This window comes from Bowmanella pacifica (genome assembly GCF_014645355.1).
Taxonomy (GTDB): domain Bacteria; phylum Pseudomonadota; class Gammaproteobacteria; order Enterobacterales; family Alteromonadaceae; genus Bowmanella; species Bowmanella pacifica.
In genome coordinates this window covers 316,413-337,592 of the sequence record NZ_BMLS01000003.1, presented here as the reverse complement: position 1 = coordinate 337,592, position 21,180 = coordinate 316,413, and the positions used below count along the sequence as shown (strand labels likewise).

Genomic DNA, 21,180 nt, shown 5'->3' with positions numbered 1-21,180 from the left:
GTCAAATGACGGGGCTTTTTTTTGATTATGTTATGTCCTGTATACGAGGAAAATCCGAACAGGACGTAGATGAAGTGAGGATAGTATGACAACACAACCTAGAATTATTGTCTCCAATCAGGACGCTGACAGATTGGAAGCTTTGCTAGATTCTTTATCCGACAAAGATTTCCCCGGCAAAGACGTACTGCTGGATGAACTGGACCGAGCCGAGAACGTCGATAGTAAGGATATTCCACCTACTGTCGTCACCATGAACTCGACTGTGCGTTTTAAGGTGGCATCCAGCGGTGAATCCTTCTGTAAAACCCTGGTGTATCCAAAGGATATGGATAACTCAGGCGATAAGGTGTCGATCCTGGCGCCTATTGGTAGTGCGGTGCTGGGCTTGGCAGAAGGTGATGAAATTCAGTGGCCTGCACCGGGTGGTAAGGCGCTGACAGTACACATCGATGAGGTCATTTACCAGCCAGAGCGTGCCGGCGAGTTTCACCGTTAACGCTAGCCTGTCGCATTTGAATACAAGGAGCCAGTATGACCCCAGCCGTGTTAACACTGCAAAAAGCCAAGGCCGTCTTTCAGGTTCATCAGTATGAACATGATCAAAAGGTTGCTTCCTATGGGTTGGAGGCGGTGCAAAAGCTTGGGGTCAACGCCCTGGAGGTGTTTAAAACCTTGGTCGCCGAGACCGAAAAAGGTGAATTGTTGGTGGCCATAGTGCCGGTGTGTGAAAAGCTAAACCTGAAGCAACTGGCTAAGGCCGCTGGCTGTAAGAAGGTCGAGATGGCCAAGCCTGACAAGGTGCAGCGTAGTACCGGTTATGTGCTCGGCGGGGTTAGTCCTGTCGGCCAGAAGAGAGCGCTGGCGACTTTTGCTCACCAGTCAGCGCAGGGATTGTCCACACTTTATGTCAGTGGCGGACGCCGTGGCTTGGAAATTGAACTGGCACCAGATGTACTGGCTAAAATCACCGGTGCCAGATTTGTCGACCTGCTTTAAGTAACACCCTTAGTCGCTTAGCTCGCCGCGCAAGTTCTCGGTTAGCAGTCTGCGAGTTTCCTCAACCGGTAAATTTTTACTGAGCAGGTAATGCAGTTTGGCCAACGCGGCCTCCAGCGTCATATCCCCACCGGATACCACGCCAGCCTGGGCCAGGGCATTACCTGTGGCGTAGCCGGCCATGTTGACCTTGCCACGCAGGCATTGGGTGCAGTTAAGTACAATAATGCCTTTTTGCCTGGCACTGGCTAATTGGGCCAGCAAGGCCGGGTTTTGCGGCGCATTGCCAACACCATAACTTAGCAATATCAATGCATTTACCGGCTGTTGCAGGGTGTTTCTTATTACTTCACTGCTGATGCCCGGATATAACGTAACCACGCCAATTGGTTGTGCCGTCACAGGACTGACCTGCAATGCATGCTGAACAACGGGTTTAACTTGGCCTTCCAATACGTCAATGTTTATCCCGGCTTCCATCAATGCCGGGAAGTTGGGGGAGGCAAACGCATTAAAGCCGTCGGCATGAATTTTTCGGCTGCGGTTACCCCGTAGCAGTTGATTATTAAAGAACAGGCAAACCTCATGCACGGGGTAATTGGCCGCCAGATACAAGGCATTTAGCAAGTTTACCTGACCATCACTGCGAATCTCGGCAAGGGGGATCTGTGATCCTGTGACGATAACGGGTTTGCCAAGGTTCTCCAGCATAAAAGACAGTGCCGAGGCGGTGTAGGCCATGGTGTCTGTGCCATGCAGGATAATAAAGCCGTCATAACTGTCGTAGTTGGACTGGATATCATCGGCAATGTGCTGCCAATCCAGAGGAGACATATCGGACGAGTCCATCAACTGGTCATATTCGTGAATAGTGAACTGGGGCATTTCGTCACGATGAAACTCCGGCATTTTGCTCAGGGTTTCAGACAAAAAGCCGGGCACACACACATAGCCTTTACTGGAAGGACGCATGCCAATAGTGCCGCCGGTATAGGCCACGTAGATATGTTTTTTCATGGGGTAGGGTTACTGTTCTATTTTGTTGGCTATTCTAGCGGTTCGGCCGGCTTGCCACAAACCACCGCCGCATAATGGCTAAATCATGCATAACCCGGCTTATCCCAAAACAAGGGAATTGGTGGATTTCCTGGGTACAAAGCTGCTTGCTTATGATTGAATAGCAACTTCGCATCTACCCTAACGACAGGAACTCTTTATGCGCTTATCCCTTCTGGCTGCTTCTGTTGCCATACTACTGACAGGTTGCCACAGCAACCATGCTATACAGTCCTCTCAGGCTAAAGCCGCTGTGAGCAGCCAGGCACAAGTACACACTGAAGCACAGAAGGTCACCGAGTTGGTGGAGCGGTATTTTGCTGAAAGCCTGGTGCTAAACCCGTTGTCCGCTACTTTTGTCGGGGTCATGGACTATAACGATCGTTTTACTGCGCCAATCAGTGCCAAAAGTTTGGCCGATGTTGCGGCCTTTGAACAAAAGTATCTGGCACAAGCTAAACGCATCGATGGCACAAAACTTACCGGCCAGGACAGGCTAAACCATGAGATTTTCTTGTATGCCCGTCAGCAAGCCGTGGATGGACTGGGTTTCCCCTCGCACCTGATGCCGTTTAACCAGATGTGGGGAGTACAGAATTTCTATCCCATGCTAGGCTCTGGCAGCAGTGCACAGCCGTTTCATACTGAGCAGGACTACCTTAACTTTATCAAACGTACCGATGGTTTTGCTGCCTATATGGACAGTGCGGTGACCGCTATGCGTGATGGTATGCAACAAGGGATAGTGTTGCCCAAAAGTCTGATCGTTAAAGTGTTGCCGCAGTTGCTGGCACATATCGTCAGTCAGCCCGAGGACAGCGTATTCTATGGTCCGGTGAACATGTTGGCTGACAATGCTCAGCTTAGTCCGGAGCAACAAGCCCGCCTTAAAGCTGATTACGAGCAAATGATTATGCAGGTTATCGTGCCTGCATATCAGCGTACTTATGATTTTATGCTCAATGAATACCTACCAGCGGGCCGCGACGCTGTCGGCCTGTCCGCCTTGGCCAATGGTAAGGCCTGGTATGAGCATATGATTGCAGTGAACACCACCTTGCCCTTAACCGCTGAGGATATTCACCAGTACGGCTTAGAGGAAGTGGCTCGGATCCGCAGCGAAATGGACAAAGTAAGAGAGCAGGTGGGATTTGAGGGGGATTTGCCTGCCTTCTTTACACATCTGAAAAGCGATCCGAAGTTCTTCTTCGCCAACGAGCAAGAGGTCATTCAGGCCTATGAGCAGGTTAAAGCGGATATTAATCGTCGCTTGCCCGCCTTATTTGAGGTTTTTCCTAAAGCGGATTACGAGGTTAAGGCTGTGGAAGCCTACCGGGCGGCATCTTCTGCGGGGGCCAGCTATCAGCAGCCAGCTCCGGATGGGTCTAGACCCGGGATTTTCTACATCAATACTCACGATTTGAAGTCTCAACCTAACTACCTGGTTGAAACCCTGAGTATTCACGAAGCGTCCCCTGGCCACCATTTTCAGATTGCCATTCAGCAGGAGGTGGAGGCCTTACCGGACTTTCGTAAGTACGAATTCTATACCGTATTTGCCGAAGGCTGGGCCTTATATGCCGAGAGCCTGGGCAAAGAGCTAGGGCTATTTAGCGATCCTTACATGTGGTACGGCCGTTTGTCTGACGAGCAGCTTAGGGCCATGCGTCTGGTGGTCGATACCGGGCTGCACGCCAAAGGCTGGAGCAGGGAACAGGCTATTGCCTTTATGCGCGAAAACTCCTCTATGGGGGAAGCCGATATTGAAGCTGAAGTTGAGCGTTATATTGCTATTCCTGGCCAGGCGCTGTCATATAAAGTGGGGCAGCGTGCTATACGTCAACTGCGTGAGAAGCTGGCAGACAGGCTCGAAGCGCGCTTTGATGTGCGTAAGTTTCATACCCAGGTGCTGATTGACGGTGCCATGCCCATGCCGGTACTGGAAGCCAAATTAAACCGCTGGGCACACACACTCTGATATGGTACGGCTCATTTTCGAACGGGCCGTAATTGCTTCTCAAACCTTGCGTGCCGGGTGCAAATCCCTGATTATATTGGGCTTACTTCCAGGGGAAGGGCCGCAGGCCCAAAATAAATAGCCAGCCACAGAAGCTCGGCAGCAAGGATAAAAACATGAGATTCTCCAGCACGCTGGCACTTTGTGCTGTCATCGGCTTTGGTGCGCTTGCCAATGATAAAATTGCGTATTTCGACCAACAGGTAGACATCGACGGTCACTTTGATGAAGTCGTCTGGCAACAGATTCAACCTATTGCCATCCATCATATTACCCGCCCTTCTGATCAGGGCAGTGCAGATGTGGAAACCACAGTTCGGGTGTTTGAAGACGGCGAGTACCTTTACCTGGCGTTTGATGCCCGTGATCCTCATCCAGAGCAAATTCGCGCCGCTTATCGTAAGCGTGACAATATCTGGGGAGACGATATTGTCGGGGTGAAAATTGACACTTATGGCAATCATCAACTGGCCTATCAGTTTTTTGTCAACCCGCTGGGCAGCCAACTGGATTCGGTTGAGAATGCCGTGACTGGGAATGAATCGTCTGCCTGGGATGGTCATTGGCAAGCGGTGGGGAAAATCACCGCGCAGGGATATCAAGTCGAAATCGCGATTCCATACCATATTATGAATTTTCCCAACAGCGAAGGACCCAAGCAGTGGGCAATGGAATTTGTGCGTTTCTGGCCGCGGGATGTTGACCGGCGGATTTCCAGCGTAGATATCAGCCATGCCAACGAATGTTGGGTTTGTCAGATGCCGCTGTATACGGGGTTTGCCAACGCGCGCTCCAGCCAAAAACTGATCCTGGCACCTGCCTTTGTTGCTGGTCGTGATGAAAGTCGTGATCGCTACAACCAAGGGGATTGGCAGCAGGAAAGTCAACATGAAGCCAGTTTGGATGTAAAGTGGGCCATCAGCGAGGATATTACGTTAAACGCCACAGTAAACCCGGATTTTTCGCAGGTTGAGGCTGATGCGGCGCAATTGTCGGTGAATGAATCATTTAGTTTGTTTTTCGAGGAAAAACGGCCGTTTTTTACCGAAAATGCCGATTACTTTTCATCGCCTTGGGATTTGGTGCATACCCGAAATTTAGCTGCCCCCTCGGTGGGGGCCAAAGTGACCGGAAGAGTAGGGGAACACACCTTTGGTCTGTTTATGGCGGATGATGACAGCACCTCCATGATTATACCCGGAAACCTCGGATCGGCGGCGGCGACACTGGATATCAAAAGTAAGAACCTGGCTGCTCGCTACAGTCAGCGCGTGAATAAGCAAGTGACGCTGGGGGCCATGACTACCTGGCGCTCAGCGGATGATTATCAAAATACCGTTGCTGCAACCGATGCCAATATCCGCTTTACCGAGCAGGATAATCTAACCATTGCCTTTGCTCGCTCTCAAACCGATAACCCGGATTATTTGCCTGATTATCTGTGGGGAGAAGCCGCTCAGCGTGCCAGTGTTGCCAACCAGGCGGGAAATGCCTGGCATCTGAATTATGAGCATAGTTTTCAAAATGGCAGTGTATTTGTCCAACATGACGATTTTGGTGAGCAATTCCGGGCCGATTTGGGGTTTATGACCAAAACCGACTGGACGCGCAGTTTAGTGGGCGGGGGATACAGTTTTTATCCAGAGCAGGAAACCTGGTGGAGCGCGCTAAATTTCTATACTGATTGGGATATTACCCATAATCAGGCAGGTGCGTTGCTTGAAAAAGAATGGGAAGCCACTGTCGGCCTGGATAGCTTGTGGGACAGTGCGTTTGAGCTGGGTTTTTATGTTCGTGACCGGGCTGGCCTGCGTTTTAACGACCAAATGTTGTCGGTTATTGATAACAGCGAACGATTTGAAGAAAAAGGTCTGATCTTTTTTGCCGAAGTCAGCCCTTTGTCTAACGCTTACCTGAGTGTGTTCATTGAAAAAGGTGATGGGCTGGACCTATACAACAATAGATTGTCGGATCTGCTGTATGTAGAATCGGAAGTCAAAGTCGCCTTTACCCATAATCTTCAATTCCATGTGCGCAACGAATATACCCGGCTGGATTATCAAACTAATCGGGTGCTGGATGCCAGCGTCACTGATGTGCGTTTGACTTATCAGTTTTCCAGCCATTCGGCGCTTAGATTGAGCATGATATTCGACGATACCGAACAGGGTTTAGCCCACTTTGCCGCTGGACGTGCTGAGGGATTGTACTGGCAAGAAACGGGTCTGGCATCACAACTGCTGTATTCGTATGAAGTAAATCCACAAACCGTTTTTTATTTGGGCTATTCGGAAAGTGCTAGTAAAAATGATGTATTGGACAGCTTGCGAGCGGATCGTCGCACGGCGTTCTTGAAGTTTTCGTATGCCTGGTTTGTATAGAGGAAGAGCCTGTGCTGGCAAAAGATAAACCCTGTTTAACCGACGCGACTGAGAGTGAAAAGGTACGGGCTATTGCCTGTCGCTGCGGCGGAAGGCCAGGACCATTAATGGCGGTGGCGGGCGCACGCGACCGCTGGCAGATACGTTGCCAGGTGAGCGTGTGCCAGGCCATGAATACCGGACAAGGGCAGGATGATGTGATCCGCGGATGGAACAGACTAAGTACGCATCTTTACCGTTAGGGCTGTACGTTTTCCAATCAATATCTATACCCAAAATAGTAATAAGCCCGATGAATATTATACGCTATAGCGATTTTTGCTGATGTGCATCAGGATTGATTGGAGTATGATAGGCCAAACTGGATGCCTGATGTTTGGATGTAGCGCAGATTACACCGGTTTCAGGTGAGGGAACCCATAAGCTCACAACAACAAGAAAGCCTGGAGCTATTCCTTTGATAAAAATTTTTCTGGTTGATGACCACGATTTGGTCCGTACTGGTATCAAATTGATTCTGGACTCAGAGAAGTCCTTTGAAGTAATTGGTGAGGCCGACAGCGGGGAAGACGCGGTCAAGTTTTGCCGTACCCAGCATCCGGACGTGGTCATGATGGATATGAACATGCCTGGCATCGGTGGCCTGGAAGCAACCAAAAAAATCCTTCGTCATAATCCTGATATTAAAGTTATTTTCTTGTCTATGTATAAGGAAAACCCCATTCCTGCCAAGGTTATGCAGGTTGGTGCCTGGGGGTTTGTTACCAAAGATGCTGAACCTAAAGAGATGATTCAGGCTATTTTTCAGGTACATGCCGGGCAAAAATACATAGCGTCGGATATCGCCCGCCAGATAGCGCTGGGTAAAATTGACAATCATCCGTCAGATCCCTTCCGGGACTTATCCGAACGTGAGCTTCAGATCATGATTATGCTCACCAAAGGTGAAAAAGTGCCGGATATTGCCACGCGTCTGAGTATCAGTGCTAAAACGGTCAATACTTATCGTTATCGTATGTTTGAAAAGCTCGGCGTGACCGGTGATGTTGAGTTAACCCATCTGGCCTTACGTCACAAACTGATCAGCCCTGAGCAGATTTGATTCCCTTTGCCGCCTTTTTATTTTCTTCTCCACAGTGCAGGGTTAGCCATTACCCTGCAGTTATCTCTGCATTGTTGCCATGAGCGAGCTGCCAAGCGAAAACACAGAGGCCTTTGACCATAAGGCCTTTCTAAAAAATCTGACTGGCGCCCCCGGTGTGTACCGAATGTACAACCTCAAAGGCGAGGTTATCTATGTGGGTAAGGCTAAGAACCTGAAAAAACGGGTATCGAGCTATTTTCGCGCTAACCTGGATAGCATAAAAACCCAGTCTCTGGTCAGACAAATTCAGCATATGGACGTGACGGTGACTCACACCGAAACCGAGGCTTTTATTCTTGAAAACAACTATATCAAGAAGTATCGGCCCCGCTACAACGTGCTGCTCAGAGATGATAAGAGCTACCCCTATATTCTGCTTACTGAACATCAGCATCCGCGTTTAACTGTGCACCGTGGTGGGCGTAAGCCCAAGGGCGAGTATTTCGGCCCTTATCCTAGTGCCTGGGCTGTGCGGGAAAGTTTGCGAACTATGCAAAAGCTGTTTCCGGTGCGTCAGTGCGAAGACGGAGAGTATAAAGCCCGGACCCGACCTTGTTTGCAGTATCAGCTTAAACGCTGTGCCGGACCTTGTGTTCAGGGGCTGGTCAGCGATGCGGAGTATGCGCAGCAGGTGCAATTGGCCAGGCTGTTCCTGAAAGGTAAAAATGCTGAAGTGATCGACATGCTGGTCAAAAAGATGGAGCAGGCCAGTGAAGAGTTGAAGTTTGAGGCGGCGGCCAGGTATCGCGACCAGATTTCAGCGCTACGTAAAGTGCAAGAACAGCAGTGGGTTAGTGGCGATCAGCCGGAAATGGATGTGTTTGGCTTTGCTTATCGTAACGGCATCGCCAGTATTCAGGGCTTTTTTATCCGCGATAACAAACTACTGGGAAGTAAGAGCTATTTTCCCAAAGTACCGGCCGATGTCAGCCCGCAGGAAGTGTTTCAATCTTTCCTGCTGCAATACTATCTGGCTGGCAACAAGTCTATCCCCCGTCAAATTGTGGTGCCGATGGCCCTTGAAGACAATGAGGCCATTGAAGAGCTGCTAAGCCGCCAAGCCGGTCATAAAGTGCAATTTTTCCAGGGGGCCAGAGATGAAAAGCGCCGTTACCTCAAGCTGGCCAATACCAATGCCGAGACCGCCCTGGAAGCGCAGCAAAGCAGTCAAAAATCGGTCTTTGCACGCTACCTGGAGCTGGAACAGGTGTTAGACCTGGATAACCCTATTCAGCGTATGGAGTGCTTTGATATCAGCCACACCTCGGGCCAGCAAACGGTGGCGTCTTGCGTGGTATTTAACCGCGAAGGGCCATTCAAAAGCGATTATCGCCGCTACAACATTGACGGAATTACGCCTGGGGACGATTATGCCGCGATGGATCAGGCCCTTAGGCGACGCTATAGCAAAATTACCGATCCCAGCAAAATCCCGGACATTTTGTTTATTGACGGCGGTAAAGGTCAACTGGCCCAGGCTGAAGCCTGTTTTGAAAACTGGCCCCACGATAAAATGCCGAAGCTGATAGGGGTGGCCAAGGGCACCAGCCGTAAGCCGGGTCTGGAAACCCTGATTTTGGCAGGGAGCCATGCCACCATTCCCATGCAGGCCGACTCTAGTGCACTGCATTTGATTCAGCATATTCGTGACGAAGCGCACCGTTTTGCTATTACCGGCCACCGGGCTCGTCGCCAGAAGGTAAAAACCCAATCCAAACTGGAGAGTATTCCAGGGGTTGGTGCTAAACGTCGGCAGAGTTTGCTTAAATATATGGGCGGCATGCAGGAAGTGTTGGCCGCCAGTGTTGAAGAATTAGCCAAAGTACCGGGAATCAGCGAAGAACTTGCGCTGATTATCCATGAACACCTGCATCTGTAAGGAAGAATTGGTGTAAGATGACGGCCAGCAGATTCCAACTGACAGAATTGTGACAAGCAGTATGTGGACCATCCCCAATATTCTTACTTCCCTTCGCGTGTTGTTGATCCCGGTGTTTGTCATCGTGTATTTCCTGGATTGGAAGTGGGCTCACCAGGCCGCTGCCTTTATTTTTTGGTTTGCCGCTATCACCGACTGGTTTGATGGCTATCTGGCCCGCCGTTTAAAGCAATCCACTGCCTTCGGGGCGTTTCTAGACCCGGTTGCCGATAAGCTGATTGTGGGTGCTGCGCTGATTATGATCGCCCACAGCTATAACTCGGCGTGGATCACCGTCTCCGCCGTGTTGCTGATGTCGCGGGAAATCTTTGTGTCGGCCTTGCGTGAATGGATGGCGGAGTCAGGTAGGCGAGACACAGTGCAGGTATCTTTTATCGGCAAGGCTAAAACCATGGCGCAAATGCTGGCCTTGATCGGTTTGTTGTCTGAACTGGAATATTTTATGGGCTTCCCCATTTACTGGGTAACACTAGGTAAGATCCTGTTGGTTATTGCTACGGTGCTGTCGGTTTGGTCCATGTGTATCTATTTGAAAGCCGCGTGGAAATACCTCAGCGCCGAGTGACTGTTGGAAAATAGGGCGTTTAAGTCAAAATTTCGGCAGTCGACACAAAAATGACATTTTTGTGGTTGACAGCCAAGGCGGTGACTGTAGAATTCAGCCCACGTTTGGCAAGCCAAGCGGCAAAGGCTCTAATCCGAGCCAATGCAGAAATAAGCGGGAATAGCTCAGTTGGTAGAGCACAACCTTGCCAAGGTTGGGGTCGCGAGTTCGAGTCTCGTTTCCCGCTCCAAATTGGCGGAATGGCAGAATGGCTATGCAGCGGATTGCAAATCCGTGTATCTCGGTTCGACTCCGGGTTCCGCCTCCATATCTCAACGCAACGCGTTGATTTCTCGTCAGCAAGTCGCTTAATAGTCCGGCGGCTGAGAGAAACCCCGATGCCCGGGTGGTGAGATGGGTAGACGATGTGCAGGAAGCACAAGTGTCGCGAGAGGCAGGAGCCGGTAGCGACCACAAGGAAACTGCCCACGGCAGTTCGACAAGCCTAAACAGGCAAGCAAGTTAGAAAAATCCTCCCGATGCCCGGGTGGTGAAATTGGTAGACACAAGGGATTTAAAATCCCTCGGCGGTAACGCCGTGCCGGTTCAAGTCCGGCCCCGGGCACCATTTAAAATCAAGCGCTTAGCTAATCCTCTCAGCAAATCCAAACATTTCATTTTCCCTAAAATGTCTGCACTCTGACTACAGTGTTCAAGATGTGAAATGTTAATGAAATCTGAAAATTCTTTGACTCGACCTGTTAATTGAATTTATTTTGATCATCACTTTTTCCCATACCTTGTCTATGCCAAGGTATCTCAAGAAGGGAATTTAGGTACACAAATGCTATTCAGCAAATGGTCATTCCAGGTAGACAAACCTGCCGTGGTGCAGATTATGCCCGATGGTTGCCGGGATCTGATTGTTATCAGTCGCGATAACGGGGTAGAGCAGGTGTTGTTCAGTGATTGGGATTGGCGGCCTCGGGATGTCACACTGTTATCTGGCCAGCACTATCTTGGCTTTCGATTTCGCCCCGGCTTATTGCCCGATTTGGCTGAAGTCGGGGCATTATGTGCCAACGCGCAAGCCATCAATCAAGAGCATAAAGTTGCCTCATTACTGTTACCAGATTGGGAACTGCTGCAGATCATTGATGCGTTAGCGGTGGAAGGTAAAAGTGTGAAGAAGGTGGCGGCAATGGCGGGTACCAGTGAACGTACCTTACAGCGCCGCTTTGCTAAAAAAGCCCTACCAGCGCCTGAGTACTGGCGACAGTTAGGTCGGGCCAGAAGGGCTGCGCAGTTGCTTTTACACTGTGAGTCCTTGTCGGCCTTATCGGCCGACGCAGGTTTTAGTGACCAAGCTCATATGACCCGGGAGTTTAGTCGTTGGTTTGGCTTGAGCCCAGGACGCTTGCAGCAATCACCGGATAAACTGGCCCTGTTGACTCACTCGGGACTGGGTAACTGGACAGGTGAACAAATCTCCACCAGATAACCATTGATATCCAGAATATAGGCAGTGGTTTGTCCCCAGGGTTCTTCTCTTACATCTTGTACCACTTTAGCTCCCGCTTGCTTGGCCCTTTCTAGCGCTCTGGCGACATCCTGCGTTTCAAAGGCGATTTCAAATACGGGGCGTTCCGGATTGGGATGTTGTGGACGTTTACCCAAGCTTTGCATCAAGCTATGGGAGGAAAAGGCCAGCTTGGTTTCGCCGGTGGACAGTTCACCGTAGTCACCACTTTCATGTAAAAAGCTGTTCTCCAGTCCCAACGCCTGTTGATAAAAAGCCAGTGTGTCGGCTACTTGTTCCACATATAAAATGGTGTATCTAAAAATCATCAATTGCTCCTTTTTTTAGGAATATTGCGCGCTTGACCATCTAAGGTATTGAATAAATGCGACAGCCTGGAAGAGGGCGCTTTGTTGTCGCTAATACCAGACACTCCGGGAGTGGAGTAAGAGGTGTTAATTAAATTTAGCGGCTGTGAACAAGGTATCTTCGGTTAAATCGGGTAAAAAGCACTTTTTTACGCCGTTAACTAAGCTAAATCCTTTACTTTTATGGGTTTGTCTTAGATTGGCGACGGTTGTCAGTCTGGCCGATTAGCACCACACTTTAGTGATGTGGGGTGCATGTTGCAGCCCGAGCATCCGGGCTTGCAATCCCGGCGTCAACCAGGAGTTCACTGATGAAAAAATCTATATATGCTGTTTTGATAGCGGCGGTACTGCCACTGTCTATTTCGGTACAGGCAGTAGCTCAGGATAAGGACGATCCTAAACAAGTGGCAGAGCAAAAACGCGAGCTGGCAAAGTCAAAGCAGGAGCAGGGCAAGCAAGCCAGTCAGTTTGGTCAGGAAAAGGCTGAGCAGGCCCGTGAGCAAGGGCAAGCTATGAAAGCCGAGCATGCTCAGAGCCAGGATAAAGCCATGCGAGAAACTCGGCATGCGACTGAGGCTCCAACCCGAGAAAGCAGGGACAAAATGAGTGAAGAGCGTAAGAGCGCTGCTAAAATGGCCAAAAAGCACGAGATGGACAGCAAAAAAATGATCAAGGATAAGGCCAAAAAGGAGCATAAAGGCCACTAAGGTCATAAAGGGCAGCCTAGGTGGTTTGCCCTGATTGCTTTTACTTATGACATATTTACATTCTTTGTTTAAAAGCGCGGCTGCGATATGGGCTGCGCTTTTTATGGTCGGCTGTACGACTATTCCGGCGCAAAGTCCTGCCAATTTAGTTGGCAAGAAAGAGTCCGGTCTGGCTTCTTACTATGCGATGAAATATCAGTTTCGCACTACCGCCAGCGGTGAGCGTTTTAATCAGATGGCCAGTACCGGCGCCCATCGTACTTTGCCTTTTGGTACCCGGGTTAAAGTGACCAATATCAAAAATAAGCAAAGTGTGATTGTAAAGATTAATGATCGCGGCCCTTTTATTAAGGGGCGAGTTATTGATCTGTCGCGTAGTGCTTTTAGTAAAATTGGCGATACGGATTCAGGCTTGATTTCTGTTACCATTGAAGTGGTCGAATAGTCGACCAAGAGAACTATCAGGTAACCGGCGGGTTACCCGTTTGCTGTATATATCAGGTCTGCCATACGGGCCTGTTGCTGGAGAAAATTATGAAAAAAGTGGGATTATTATTAGCTTGTTGTGCCTTATTAACTGCTTGTGCGCCTGAAGTTGGCAGCAAGGGGTGGTGTGAAGACATGAAAGAAAAGCCAAAAGGTGACTGGACCGCGAACGAAGCTTCTGATTTCGCCAAACACTGTGTATTTACCAGCAACGAAGACTAAGTCTTACTTAAGGGCTGAGTCTGACTCAGCCCTTTTTTGTGATTCTCACCCTAATGCAAACCATCAACAATGTTGAACTGGCCGACGAGGAAGTGTTTCCGTCAGCACAGGTGTTATCGTCAATTCTCGGTGAAAGCTATCCTGCTTACCTGAGCTTGCTAACGCTTTATCAACAGCATGGACTATTGCCCACCTGGCGTTACTATCATGACGGCGGTGCCTGGCTTTGCAAGGTCCAGCATAAAGGGCGCACTATTGCCTGGATGTCGGCTTGGAAGGGCTTTATGCAGGCCACCATCTATATCCCCAATAAACGTTTGGCCGAGGTTCTGGCGCTGGATATCGCCCAGAGTACCAGGGATAAAATTTTGGCCACTAAGGACGTGGGGAAATCCAAGCCTTGTATTGTCGAGATTGTTGATAGTGACGCAGTGAATGAGTTTGCCATCTTAATGCGCTATAAGATGCAGGCGCGCTAAATCACAACGGTGTGCGGGCCATTAAGCTTCCTCGCTGTGCAATTTATGCAGTATCCCACATTCGCTGACCTTATTGCGTTGACAGCTACTGGCCAATGCCGAGAGGCTCTGTTCAAGTTTGCATAACTCTTCACGGGCCACCTGCACCCGCTTTAGTTGCTGTTTGATAATGTTGTCTACCTTGTCGCAGGGGGCGCTGTTGTCGCTCTGAGCGGCTAACAGGGTTTTGATATCTTCCAGAGAGATTTGCAGATCCCGGCAACGGCGGATAAAGATCAACCTATGTACGTCATCTGTGCGGTAAATACGGTAACCGTTTTCTGCCCGCTGCGGCGCTTTAATTAAGCCGATTTCCTCATAGTACCTAATGGTTTTGGCCGGCACATCGGCCTGCTGTGCCAATTGGTTTATTTTCATCTTGACCTTCCAGTTGCTGGAACCTTTATTCTAGCTTACATGCATTAATATCAATGACCAAGGAATAGAGATGGCTGGCTGCTGTGCCCCTAATGCTGAAGATCTTCAGCAACGTAAACTGCTCTGGGTGGTGTTAACTCTCAACGCACTGATGTTTGTGGTGGAATTTGTTGCGGGCTGGTTGGCCCACTCCAGTGGCTTAATGGCCGACTCGCTGGATATGCTGGCCGATGCCATGGTTTATGGTGCTAGTTTGTATGCCGTAGGCCGGGCTATCAGTACCAAAGCTAATGTGGCGATGCTAAGTGGTAGCTTACAGCTTTTTTTGGGTGGTCTGGTGCTGTTGGATGTGATAAAAAACATCTGGCTTGGCGTCACACCTGATATCCAGACCATGTATGCCGTTGCTCTGATGGCGCTGGTGGTCAATGTACTGTGTTTTGCACTGCTGTATCAGCATCGACATGGAGATATTAATCTGCGCGCCAGTTGGGTGTGTTCGCGCAATGATATGCTGGCTAACCTTGGTGTATTGTTGTCTGCCGCGCTGGTGAGTTGGCTTGGTGCGGCCTGGCCGGACTGGGTAATCGGCAGTGTGATCGCCTTGATTATTATTTTCTCAGCCTGGCGCATTATCCGTGATGCCAGGCAGGTGGCGACAGATAATAAGCCATCAACAAACTGCTGTTATTAAGGTAAGTGAACAGGGATGAAGGCGAAACACGCCATTTATGCATTATTGCTGATTGTGACACACAGCTTTTTTAGCTGTGTGGCATCGCCTTTTCATGTGCCTGATCCAGAACATCCAGGGTATTCCCATCTGAGTCATTTAGAGGCCCCGGATTATCATCAAAACAATAGTGATGACTCAGGGCCTGATCATCAACACCAGTTACACGTGCATTTGTCCTGCCATAGCGGTTATGGCAGCGATATCCACTTTTCTCCTTGTGTCAGTGTGAATGCCGGTCATCCGGCCAGACATTATCTGAACCTGTTTTACCAACCACCGGTTCCGCCTCCCGACTTGTCTCTCTAAATCCCATTTAAGCGGGCATTACGCCCTGACAATGTATTGATTTAAGAGAACAATTTATGAGTATTGAGTTTTTCCGCAAGCGTGCGGCAAGGCTTGGTTTGCTATGCATTGGCTGTTTTTCGGCTTTTGCTGGGCAGGCCTCGCAGGCCTCGCAGCCCTCGCAGCCCTTATCGCTTGTTGAGGCATTACAGAAAACCTTAACCTTCCATCCAACCCTAGCCCAGTACCCTTTTGCCATACGGGAGACTGAGGCGCGGCGTCTGCAAGCCGGATTGCGACCTAACCCTAACCTGAATCTGGAACTGGAAAATGTGCTGGGGACCGGGGAGAGCCAGGGGCTGGACAGCGCCGAAGTGACACTCAGCTTCAGTCAGTTAATCGAGCTGGGGGACAAACGTCAGATGCGTCTGGCTTTACAGGATCAGATGCTACAACAGCAAGCAGTGCGTTATGAGTGGGACAGGCTACAAGTGCTGGCTGAGACCACGGCGCGTTTTTATCAGGTGCTTAATTGGCAGCAACTGCGTGAATGGAACCGCCAGCGTATCAGCCAGATTGAAGCATCACTGGTAATTATCCGTACCCGGGCCGCCGCCGGCGCAGTATCTGACGCCGATGTGTCGCGCATGGCGTATCGTCTGGCGGAAGTGCAACTGGAACAGCAGCGCATTGAGAGTGAATTTCAACGTGCCCGCTACCAGCTGAGCCAACAGTGGTTGCAGCCGCCTCAGTTTGACCGTCTTAAGGGCGATATTCGCCAGTTGCCGAGCGAGGTTTCCAGCCTGGCCGTGGAGCAGGCGGTAAATACCGCGCCTGAGCTGATGTTACTGCAACAGCAATATGCCCTTGAGCAGGCTAATCTGCGCTTAGCCCAGGCTAACGGCAAGGCAGACATTACCCTGGATGCCGGGCTTAGGTATAGCCGCGCCGGGTCAGACGGCGCACTGGTGTTTGGCCTTAGCATGCCGCTTAATCTGACCAATCCCAACCAGGGCAATATTGATGCGGCCAGAGCCAAGCTGGATGGTGTAAGCCATGCCCAGGCCCAGCTTCGCCAGGGGCTGCGTAATCAAGTGGCGGCCCTGGTTTATCAGGAACAGCGAAGCAGAGCGCGTATCCGCCAGCTCGACCAGCAGCTGCTGCCTGAAGCCCGTAAATTACTGGTTAGCACCAGAGCGGGCTATCAGCATGGGCAGATCTCGGTACTGCAATTACTGGACGCTCAGGAAGTCCTGTTTAACGCCGAGCGTCAATTATTGGAGGCGCACATTGCAGTGTTTGACACGCTGCTGAATATGCAGCGTTTAACCGGCCAGCCGCTGATTGACGCATAAGGAATAACCCGATGAAAAATTTTTTAGTGAGTTTGATGATAAGCGCGGCGCTGGCCGTAACCTGGGCTTTGCCTGTTATAGCTTCTGGGGATCACGAATCAGAAAGCCATACAGAGCCAAGGGAAGGACCACAAGGGGGACGCTGGCTGGAGCAGGGCGAGCTGGCCCTGGAGGTGGTGATCTATGAAACCGGCGTACCGGCCGAAATGCGTGTGTATCCCTACATTAATGGCCAGCTGGTTACCCCGGCCGGGCTGTCTTTGCAAGTGGCGTTACATAGATTAGGCGGCGAGATACAGGCCCTTAGTTTCGAGGCCGAAGGCCCGTATCTGGTTAGTCGCGAGGAGGTGTCCGAGCCCCATTCTTTTGAAGTAGAGATACAGACAAGTTATCAGGGCAAAGCCTATACCTGGCATTACGACAGCCCTGAGGGCAGAACGGAGCTGTCCGAACGGGCCATTAAACAGGCCAATATTGCCACTGCGGTAGCAAGCGGCGGGGAGATCAACAGCAAAGATAAGTTGTTTGGGGTGATCACCCCAACCATCGACCGGCGCTTTTCCTTGATGGCCCCTTATCCTGGCGTGGTAGAAGCCTTGCTGGTGCAGGTGGGTGAGCAGGTTAAACAGGGGCAAGCGCTGATGCGAGTACGAAATAGTCAAACCTTGCAAAGCTATACCCTAAACAGCCCGGCAAAAGGCGTAGTCACCGAGCAGTTTGCCAATGCCGGTGAACTGGCTGGCAATCAGGTGCTGATGGAAATAGCCGACCTATCTAAGGTCTGGGTAGAACTTTCCGCCTTTCCCGAAAACATCGAGCGGCTCAGGGTAGGTCAACGCGCACAGGTGATGGACTTGCACCAGCATCTGCAGGCCGAAGGGGAAGTGTTTTATATCGCCCCTATGATGTCAGCCGGACATATCGCCCGGGCCCGTCTGCTGATCGACAATGCCGACGGCCATTGGCGTCCTGGTATGCATGTAAAAGCTGAGGTGATCACCCAGCAGCGTCAGGCTCCTGTGCGAGTTAAGCGTCAGGCCATCCAGCAGATGGGAGAGCGCTCTGTGGTGTTTGTGCGGGTAGGCAACACCTTTGAAGCCCGGCCGGTTGAGCTGGGCCAAAGCGACAACCAGTGGATTGAAGTGTTGTCGGGACTGCCTGCGGGTATGCAGTATGTGTCGGCCAATAGCTTTGTGCTCAAAGCCGATGTGCTAAAAGCCGGCGCCAGCCATGTGCATTGAGGTGACTTATGGTTGATAAGATTATTCACTTTGCCATCACGCGGCGCATGCTGGTGATGGCACTGACCTTGTTTATCGCCGCCATTGGCATATACAACAGTTTTCGCCTGCCCATAGATGCGGTACCGGATATCACTAATGTGCAGGTGCAAATCAATACTAAGGTGGACGGCTACACCCCGCTTGAGGTGGAGCAGCGCATCACCTACCTGATTGAAAACGCCATGGCGGGGATCCCAAGCCTGGAATACACCCGTTCACTGTCGCGCTACGGCTTGTCCCAGGTAACCGTTATCTTCCAGGAAGGCACGGATATTTACTGGGCCAGACAGCAAATCGGTGAGCGTCTGCAAGGCGTAGGGGGGGAGTTACCGGTCGGGGTGGAGCCGGCTCTTGGACCTATTGCCAGCGGCCTGGGGGAAATATTCTCCTATGTGGTCAGTGCCGAGGGGGGGGCTACAAGGGCCGACGGTCAGCCCTATAACGCGGAAGATCTGCGTACCTTGCAGGACTGGGTTATCCGCCCGCAGTTACTTAAGGTGCCAGGTATAACTGAAATCAACAGCATTGGCGGCTTTGAACGTCAATATCAGGTGGCCCCCATACCAGGTAAATTGCTGGCCTTTAAATTGGGGGTAGCCGATGTGATTGCGGCGCTACAGAGCAATAACCTCAACAGTGGCGCTGGCTACATTGAACGTTTGGGCGAACAGTATCTTGTGCGCTCACCCGGCCAACTTCGCACTATTGGCGAGATTGAAGCGCTGGTGGTGGCCAAGCGTGATGATGCGCCGGTGCGTATCCGCGATGTGGCCAACGTGCAGCTTGGTCGTGAGCTGCGTAGCGGTGCGGCCAGCCATAATGGTCAGGAAGCGGTGTTAGGCACAGCCATGATGCTTTTGGGTGAAAACAGCCGGGTGGTGGCTAAACGGGTTGGGGCAAAGTTGGCCGAGGTGCAGCAAAGTCTTCCTCAGGGGGTTGTGGTTGAGGCCGTATACGATCGTACCAGCTTGGTGGAGAAAACCATTCAAACGGTACAAAAAAACCTCTTTGAAGGAGCGGTTTTAGTGATTGTGGTGCTGTTTTTACTGCTGGGGAATGTTACCGCGGCATTGATTACGGCTTTGGTTATCCCCCTAAGCATGCTGTTTGCTATCACCGGCATGGCCGCGAACCGGGTGTCAGGCAATTTAATGAGTTTGGGCGCTATCGACTTTGGCATTATTGTCGATGGTGCGGTGATTGTGGTGGAAAATGCCTTGCGCCGCCTGGGATTGGCACAGCATCGTCTGGGGCGTTTGCTGACATTGGAAGAACGGCTAAACGAAGTCTTCCACAGTACCAAGGAGGTATTCAACCCAGCCGTATTTGGCGTGCTGATTATCATGTTGGTGTATTTGCCAATCTTTGCCTTAAGCGGGGTGGAAGGCAAGATGTTCCACCCTATGGCCTTCACTGTGGTTGCCGCCTTGTTGGGTGCGCTGCTGTTTGCCATGACCTTTGTACCAGCGGCTATCGCTATTTTTGTGCGCGGTAAGGTAGTGGAGAAGGAAAACCCGCTGATGCGGGGGGCACGTAAGCTGTATTTGCCGCTGTTGTCACTGTCACTGAAACACCCTTTCAAACTGTTGCTGCTGGCGCTGTTGATGCTGGTATCAAGTACCTGGCTGGCCAGTCGAATGGGTGCTGAGTTTTTGCCCCAGTTGGATGAGGGCGATGTGGCCATGCATGCACTGCGTATCCCCGGCACAGGTATGGACCAGTCTGTGACTATGCAATTGCAGCTGGAGCAGGCGGTGGGCGAATTGGCGGAGGTCAGTGCGGTGTTTTCTAAAATCGGCACCCCGGATATCGCCAGCGATCCCATGCCGCCGAATGTGGCTGACACTTTTATCATGCTTAAAGACAGCGCGCAGTGGCCAAATCCAGCCTTATCTAAAGCCGAGTTGGTGGACAAAATTCGGGCACGAGTGGAGGATGTGCCAGGCAATAACTATGAGTTTACTCAGCCCATAGAAATGCGCTTTAACGAGTTGATTGCCGGGGTGCGGGCCGATGTGGCGCTGCGTATCTATGGTGATGATCTTGACGAGTTGAAAGCCAGCGGTGAGCGGGCCGAGGCGCTGTTAAAAACCGTGCCGGGTGCCACCGATGTGCGGCTTGAACAGCTCTCCGGCCTGCCAACCTTATCCGTTGTACCGCAACGAGAACATATGGCCTTGCTGGGCTTAAATGTCGCAGACATTCAACAAGCCGTTGCCGTGGCTATTGGCGGCGTACAAACCGGCCTTATCTATGAAGGGGACCGGCGCTTTAAACTGCTGGTCAGAATGGATAATGACTGGGGGCAGGACCCACAACAACTGGCCCAGATCCCGGTAAGTCTGAACAACAGCCAGAATCCTGACCTGGCTTATGTTCCGCTGGGGGAAGTGGCGGATATTGAACTGGTCAGTGCGCCTAATCAGGTTAACCGGCAAAACGGTAAACGTAATGTGGTGGTAACCGCCAATGTGGACGGGCGGGATTTGGCCGGCTTTATTAGCCAAACCCGTGAGCTGATGCAAAACCAGCTTGGGTTGCCGCCGGGCTATTGGCTTGAATACGGCGGTACCTTTGAACAGCTTCAATCGGCTAGTCAGCGCCTGAGCTTGGTGGTGCCATTGACCTTATTGTTGATTCTGGGGCTGCTTTATAGTGCTTTCAGTTCGCTGCGCGATGCATTGATTGTATTTAGCGGTGTACCGCTGGCGCTGACAGGAGGGGTTCTGGCGTTAAGCTTGCGCGGTATGCCGTTGTCAATATCTGCCGCTGTGGGTTTTATTGCTTTATCCGGGGTGGCAGTGTTAAACGGTGTGGTGATGTTGTCCTTTATTCGCCAACTAAGAGAGGACGGAAAGCCTCTTTATGAGGCCATTTGGCAAGGCGCGAGTCAGCGACTGCGACCGGTGCTAATGACAGCGCTGGTTGCCAGTCTGGGCTTTGTTCCTATGGCGCTCAATACCGGTACCGGTGCGGAAGTACAGCGGCCATTGGCCACCGTTGTGATTGGCGGAATCCTTAGTTCAACCTTACTGACTTTGCTGGTGCTGCCCGCGTTGTATCAGTTGGTATACCGGGTTCGGCCTATCTTACAGCGAGCCTGACAAGCAACCTAAAGGGGCGATGTTCGCCCCTTTATATACACGGCTTGGATGTACGCCGTTTAAGCAGACCGATGACAAACTGATAAGGTTTTTATATGTCGCCCAGGCATAATATCGCAGCGATAAATGGGCTGTA

21 protein-coding genes and 3 tRNA genes are annotated in these 21,180 nt (G+C 51.0%); 21 read left to right on the top strand and 3 right to left on the bottom strand.

Annotated elements, in window-relative coordinates:
* The first annotated feature begins 85 nt into the window (after nt 1-85).
* Both rnk and ybaK read left to right on the top strand, forming a co-directional pair.
* A complete protein-coding gene (gene rnk, locus IEX02_RS11510; RefSeq protein ID WP_188694958.1) occupies nt 86-499 on the top strand; it encodes a nucleoside diphosphate kinase regulator in 414 nt (137 codons plus the stop codon).
* A 35-nt stretch (nt 500-534) separates the two neighbouring features.
* Nucleotides 535-999 carry a Cys-tRNA(Pro) deacylase gene (gene ybaK, locus IEX02_RS11505; RefSeq protein ID WP_188694955.1) on the top strand — a complete coding sequence of 155 codons (465 nt, stop codon included), beginning with the start codon at nt 535-537 and terminating at the stop codon, nt 997-999.
* Between the two features lie 9 nt (nt 1,000-1,008).
* Here the strand turns inward: ybaK and ansA are convergent, their stop codons facing one another.
* Entirely contained in the window at nt 1,009-2,016 is a 1,008-nt protein-coding gene (gene ansA / locus IEX02_RS11500; protein ID WP_188694952.1) for an asparaginase, read from the bottom strand.
* A gap of 199 nt (nt 2,017-2,215) precedes the next feature.
* On the opposite strand from ansA, the gene IEX02_RS11495 reads away from it, so the two are divergent.
* The 10 genes from IEX02_RS11495 (at nt 2,216) to IEX02_RS11450 (ending at nt 11,581) form a co-directional block, all read left to right on the top strand.
* Nucleotides 2,216-4,033: a DUF885 domain-containing protein gene (locus IEX02_RS11495; protein WP_188694949.1), complete on the top strand. Its 1,818-nt coding sequence runs from the start codon at nt 2,216-2,218 to the stop codon at nt 4,031-4,033.
* Between the two features lie 155 nt (nt 4,034-4,188).
* The gene (locus IEX02_RS11490) at nt 4,189-6,453 is read left to right on the top strand and encodes a DUF5916 domain-containing protein (protein WP_188694947.1); all 2,265 of its coding nucleotides are present in this window, start codon (nt 4,189-4,191) and stop codon (nt 6,451-6,453) included.
* Between the two features lie 11 nt (nt 6,454-6,464).
* Entirely contained in the window at nt 6,465-6,695 is a 231-nt protein-coding gene (locus tag IEX02_RS11485; RefSeq protein ID WP_188694944.1) for a hypothetical protein, read from the top strand.
* Between the two features lie 215 nt (nt 6,696-6,910).
* Entirely contained in the window at nt 6,911-7,555 is a 645-nt protein-coding gene (gene uvrY / locus IEX02_RS11480; protein WP_188694941.1) for a UvrY/SirA/GacA family response regulator transcription factor, read from the top strand.
* Between the two features lie 79 nt (nt 7,556-7,634).
* A complete protein-coding gene (uvrC, locus tag IEX02_RS11475) occupies nt 7,635-9,476 on the top strand; it encodes an excinuclease ABC subunit UvrC (protein ID WP_188694938.1) in 1,842 nt (613 codons plus the stop codon).
* A gap of 61 nt (nt 9,477-9,537) precedes the next feature.
* Nucleotides 9,538-10,101, top strand: coding sequence for a CDP-diacylglycerol--glycerol-3-phosphate 3-phosphatidyltransferase (gene pgsA / locus IEX02_RS11470; RefSeq protein WP_188695695.1), 564 nt, complete (start codon nt 9,538-9,540; stop codon nt 10,099-10,101).
* Between the two features lie 153 nt (nt 10,102-10,254).
* A tRNA-Gly gene (locus tag IEX02_RS11465) sits at nt 10,255-10,330 on the top strand.
* Between the two features lie 4 nt (nt 10,331-10,334).
* Nucleotides 10,335-10,408: transfer RNA gene (locus tag IEX02_RS11460), tRNA-Cys, on the top strand.
* Between the two features lie 213 nt (nt 10,409-10,621).
* Nucleotides 10,622-10,708: transfer RNA gene (locus IEX02_RS11455), tRNA-Leu, on the top strand.
* Between the two features lie 216 nt (nt 10,709-10,924).
* Nucleotides 10,925-11,581 carry a helix-turn-helix domain-containing protein gene (locus IEX02_RS11450; protein ID WP_188694935.1) on the top strand — a complete coding sequence of 219 codons (657 nt, stop codon included), beginning with the start codon at nt 10,925-10,927 and terminating at the stop codon, nt 11,579-11,581.
* Here the strand turns inward: IEX02_RS11450 and IEX02_RS11445 are convergent.
* Complete coding sequence (locus tag IEX02_RS11445; protein ID WP_188694932.1) at nt 11,533-11,928, bottom strand: VOC family protein; 396 nt, start codon at nt 11,926-11,928, stop codon at nt 11,533-11,535. The genes IEX02_RS11450 and IEX02_RS11445 overlap by 49 nt on opposite strands.
* 350 nt (nt 11,929-12,278) lie before the next feature.
* On the opposite strand from IEX02_RS11445, the gene IEX02_RS11440 reads away from it, so the two are divergent.
* From IEX02_RS11440 to IEX02_RS11425, 4 genes are all read left to right on the top strand, one after another.
* The gene (locus tag IEX02_RS11440; protein ID WP_188694929.1) at nt 12,279-12,677 is read left to right on the top strand and encodes a hypothetical protein; all 399 of its coding nucleotides are present in this window, start codon (nt 12,279-12,281) and stop codon (nt 12,675-12,677) included.
* Between the two features lie 46 nt (nt 12,678-12,723).
* A complete protein-coding gene (locus IEX02_RS11435) occupies nt 12,724-13,122 on the top strand; it encodes a septal ring lytic transglycosylase RlpA family protein (RefSeq protein ID WP_188694926.1) in 399 nt (132 codons plus the stop codon).
* Between the two features lie 89 nt (nt 13,123-13,211).
* Complete coding sequence (locus IEX02_RS11430) at nt 13,212-13,385, top strand: DUF3012 domain-containing protein (protein ID WP_188694923.1); 174 nt, start codon at nt 13,212-13,214, stop codon at nt 13,383-13,385.
* Between the two features lie 53 nt (nt 13,386-13,438).
* Entirely contained in the window at nt 13,439-13,864 is a 426-nt protein-coding gene (locus IEX02_RS11425) for a DUF3788 family protein (protein WP_188694921.1), read from the top strand.
* A 21-nt stretch (nt 13,865-13,885) separates the two neighbouring features.
* On the opposite strand, the gene IEX02_RS11420 is transcribed toward IEX02_RS11425, so the two are convergent.
* Nucleotides 13,886-14,281, bottom strand: coding sequence for a MerR family transcriptional regulator (locus tag IEX02_RS11420; protein ID WP_188694920.1), 396 nt, complete (start codon nt 14,279-14,281; stop codon nt 13,886-13,888).
* Nucleotides 14,282-14,351: 70 nt separating this feature from the next.
* Between IEX02_RS11420 and IEX02_RS11415 the strand changes: the two genes are divergently transcribed.
* From IEX02_RS11415 to IEX02_RS11395, 5 genes are read left to right on the top strand one after another with little or no spacing between them, the layout of a single operon-like run.
* Nucleotides 14,352-14,975 carry a cation diffusion facilitator family transporter gene (locus IEX02_RS11415; RefSeq protein WP_188694918.1) on the top strand — a complete coding sequence of 208 codons (624 nt, stop codon included), beginning with the start codon at nt 14,352-14,354 and terminating at the stop codon, nt 14,973-14,975.
* Between the two features lie 15 nt (nt 14,976-14,990).
* Entirely contained in the window at nt 14,991-15,323 is a 333-nt protein-coding gene (locus IEX02_RS11410) for a hypothetical protein (protein WP_188694916.1), read from the top strand.
* A 56-nt stretch (nt 15,324-15,379) separates the two neighbouring features.
* Complete coding sequence (locus IEX02_RS11405) at nt 15,380-16,657, top strand: TolC family protein (RefSeq protein WP_188694913.1); 1,278 nt, start codon at nt 15,380-15,382, stop codon at nt 16,655-16,657.
* Nucleotides 16,658-16,668: 11 nt separating this feature from the next.
* Nucleotides 16,669-17,898 (top strand): efflux RND transporter periplasmic adaptor subunit, encoded by a 1,230-nt coding sequence (locus IEX02_RS11400; RefSeq protein WP_188694911.1) that lies wholly within the window; start codon nt 16,669-16,671, stop codon nt 17,896-17,898.
* An 8-nt stretch (nt 17,899-17,906) separates the two neighbouring features.
* Nucleotides 17,907-21,044, top strand: a complete 3,138-nt coding sequence (locus IEX02_RS11395; RefSeq protein ID WP_188694910.1) for an efflux RND transporter permease subunit — start codon at nt 17,907-17,909, stop codon at nt 21,042-21,044.
* Nucleotides 21,045-21,180 lie beyond the last annotated feature (136 nt).